General features: G+C 72.9%; 1 protein-coding gene. It reads left to right on the top strand.

The annotated features are described in order from the left end of the window. A partial coding sequence (locus tag IF129_RS25865; protein WP_191212267.1) for an SDR family NAD(P)-dependent oxidoreductase occupies positions 1-3748 on the top strand: 3748 nt, incomplete at both ends.

Here is a 3748-nt window from a genome sequence, read left to right as displayed (position 1 = left end):
AGCGCCTGGCACCAACTCCTCACCAACACCGCCCACACCACCACCCACGGCATCCCCACCACACCCCCGAACCGCCACCCCAACCCCCACATCAACCTCCCCACCTACCCCTTCCAACACCAGCACTTGTGGATCGTGGACGAACCGGACACCACCGCGTCAGAGGCGGGCCCGGTGGACGGGCCTGACGCGGCCTTCTGGGACGCGGTCGAGGCACAGGATCTCGGGGAGTTGGTCCGGACCCTGGAGGTGGACGAGGAGCAGGGTGCGTCGCTGTCGGCCGTGCTGCCCACGTTGTCTTCGTGGCGTCGGCGCAGCAAGGAACGGACAGCGGTTGACTCGTGGCGGTTCCGCGCCGCGTGGCGGCCGGTGGAGTGGAGCGGCCACGCACGGCTGACGGGTACGTGGTGGGTCGTGGTGCCCACGGGGCACACCGACTCTTCGTGGGTCGTGGAGACGACGCGGATGCTCACCCGCCATGGGGTGGGTGTGGTGACGGTGGAGCTGTCGGCGGATGATGCCGACAGGACGGCGTTGGCCGAGCGGTTCGCCGCGCTGGGCGCGGCCGGTGAAGACGCGCCAACCGGTGTGCTGTCCTTCCTCGCGTGGGAAGGACGGCGCGACCCCCGGCGCCGGTCCCTTCCCCTCGGCGTCAGTCTCACGCTCGCGCTGGCCCAGGCGTGGGTGGACCTCGGGAGTCGGGCACCGCTGTGGTGCCTGACGCGGGGGGCGGTGTCGGCGGCCCCCGGGGACGCCCCGGCCGATCCGGTGCAGGCACAGCTGTGGGGTCTGGGTCGTGTCGTCGCGCTTGAACACCCCGGTTCCTGGGGCGGGTTGATCGACCTGCCCACGGAACCGGACGCCTCGTCCCTCACCGGCCTGCTGCGTGTCCCCGCCGACGGCGGCGGCGAGGACCAGGTGGCCGTGCGCCGGGGTGGCGTCCTCGTCCGACGGATGGTCGGTGCGGCGACGGGGGACGCGAAGCCCGGCCGCCGCTGGCAACCCCGGGGAACCGCTCTGATCACCGGCGGGACGGGGAGTCTGGCCCCCCGGTTGGCGCGGCGGCTGGCCGAGACCGGCGCCGAGCACCTGGTGCTGGTCAGCCGCTCGGGGGCCGACGCGCCCGGGGCCGCCGAGCTGTCGGCGGAGTTGTCCGCAGCCGGTGTCCAGGTGACGGTGGCGGCCTGTGACGTGTCGGACCGCGAAGCCGTCGCGGCGCTGCTGGCGCGGCTGCGCGCCGAGGGCCACGTCGTGCGCACCGTGCTGCACACGGCCGCTTACATCGAGTTGGCGCCGTTCGCGGGGACGACCGCGGAGAGCTTCGACGCCGTCCTGGCTGCCAAGGTGGACGGCACCGAGCATCTGGCCGAGCTGCTCGACGCGGAGGAGCTGGACGCGTTCGTGTTGTTCTCCTCGATCGCCGGGTTCTGGGGCAGCGGTGACCACGCGGCGTACGCGGCGGCCAACGCGGCGCTGGACGCGTGGGCGGAACAGGGTCGGGCCCGGGGACTGCCGATGACGTCCGTGGCATGGGGCGTCTGGGAGGACGCCGTCAACACGTGGCGCAACCTGGGCGACACCGACGTCGAAGCGACGCGCGAGCGCGTACGCCGTCAGGGCTTGCCGCTGATGCGGCCCGAGTCGGCGCTCGCGGCGCTGGAACAGGCGCTCGAACACGACGACGCCTTCGTCGCGGTCTCGGACATCGACTGGGAACGGTTCGTGCCGCTGTTCACCGCTATGCGGCCGAGTCGTCTGCTCGCCGAACTGCCCGCAGCCCGTTCCGTGTCGGAGCGCAGCACGACGGTTCCTGCGCACGCGGAGGGTCAGGTTGGCGAAGGCCCCGTCCCCGGTGCGGAGTTGCGGCGGCAGCTGGACGGCCTCTCACCGGCGGACGCCGAACGCGTCCTACTCGAACGCGTCGACTCACTGGCGAGAACGGTGCTCGGCCACGGCGGGACGGAGACCCTCTCCCCGGACCGCGCCTTCAAGGATCTCGGCTTCGAGTCGCTGACGGCCGTGGAGCTGCGTAACCGCTTGAACCGGGAGACCGGCTTGCGGCTGCCCGCGACCCTGGTCTTCGACCGGCCGACGCCGCGCGCTCTCGTCGGCCATCTGCGGGAGCTGCTCCTCCCCCGGCCGGAGAAGGAGGCCACCGGGGACCACCGTTCTCTCACGGCGCATCAGGGCCGGCCCGGCGATGACGAGGACGCCATCGCGATCGTCGGGATGGCGTGCCGCTTCCCCGGCGGCGTCGACTCCCCCGAGTCCCTGTGGCGACTGCTGGCCGAGGGCGGCGACGCGGTCTCCTCACCGCCCGCCGCGCGCGGTTGGGCACAGGGCCGGGCGTTCGGAGTCGAGGACCCCGGCGTCCTGCGCGGCGGGTTCCTGGCGGACGTCAGCGGCTTCGACGCGGCGTTCTTCGGCATCGGCCCGCGCGAGGCGCTGGCCATGGACCCGCAACAACGGCTGCTCCTGGAGACCACCTGGGAGGCGTTCGAGCGCGCGGGCGTCGACCCGGCCTCGCTGCGCGGCAGCCGCACCGGAGCGTTCATCGGCGCGATGGGGCACGGCTACGGGCAACGGTCCGCCGACGCCCCGCAGGCCGTTCAGGACTACGTGATCACCGGGGGTGTGACGAGCGTCATCTCGGGCCGGCTGGCCTACACCTTCGGGCTGGAGGGCCCGGCGGTCACGGTGGACACGGCCTGCTCGTCGTCCCTGGTCGCACTGCACCTGGCCATGCGCTCGCTCCGCAGCAACGAGTCCACGATGGCGCTGGCGGGCGGTGTCGTGGTGATGCCGACGCCGGACGTGTTCGTCGGCTTCGGCCGAATGGGCGCACTGGCGAAGGACGCGCGCTGCAAGGCGTTCTCCGACGATGCGGACGGCTTCGGGCTGGCCGAGGGTGCCGGAGTCGTGCTGCTGGAGCGCCTCTCGGACGCGCGCCGCAACGGGCACCGGGTGCTGGCCGTCGTGCGCGGCTCAGCCATCAACCAGGACGGGGCGAGCAACGGTCTCGCCGCACCCAACGGACCCGCCCAGGAACGTGTCATCCGCGCGGCGCTGGCCGATGCCGGGGTGGCGCCCGGAGAGGTGGACGCCGTGGAGGCGCACGGCACGGGCACCCGGCTGGGCGACCCGATCGAGGCCCAGGCGCTGCTCACGACCTACGGAGCGAACCGTCCCGTGGACCGGCCGCTGCGACTCGGTTCGTTGAAGTCGAACATCGGCCACACCCAGGCCGCCGCCGGGGTCGCGGGCGTGATGAAGATGGTCCTCGCTCTTCAACACGGCGTCCTGCCGTCGACTCTGCACGTCACGGAGCCGACGACGCACGTCGACTGGTCGGACGGGACGATGGAAGTGCTGACCGAGCAGCGCGAGTGGCCGAGGGGTGGACGGCCCCGCCGGGCCGGGGTGTCCGCCTTCGGCATCAGCGGCACCAACGCCCACGTCGTCCTGGAGGAGGCACCTGAGGAGCCGCAGGGTCCGACCCCGGTACCAGTACCCGCCAGCGCTTCGGAGACCGCCGCAGCGGAGTCGCTGCCGGTGGTGTCGCTGTTGCTGTCCGCGCGGGACGAGAACGCCCTCCGCGCCCAGGCGGGACGCCTGGCGGCCCACCTGCGGGAAACCACCGACGACGTGCGCGAGGTCGCCCACGCCCTGACCACCCAGCGCGCCTTCCTCGACCACCGCGCCGTCATCCTCGGCAACAACCGCGACGAGTTGCTGCGCGGCCTGGACA

Source organism: Streptomyces chumphonensis (assembly GCF_014779715.1).
Classification (GTDB): Bacteria; Actinomycetota; Actinomycetes; order Streptomycetales; family Streptomycetaceae; genus Streptomyces; species Streptomyces chumphonensis.
This window is presented reverse-complemented; position numbering and strand designations above follow the sequence as displayed.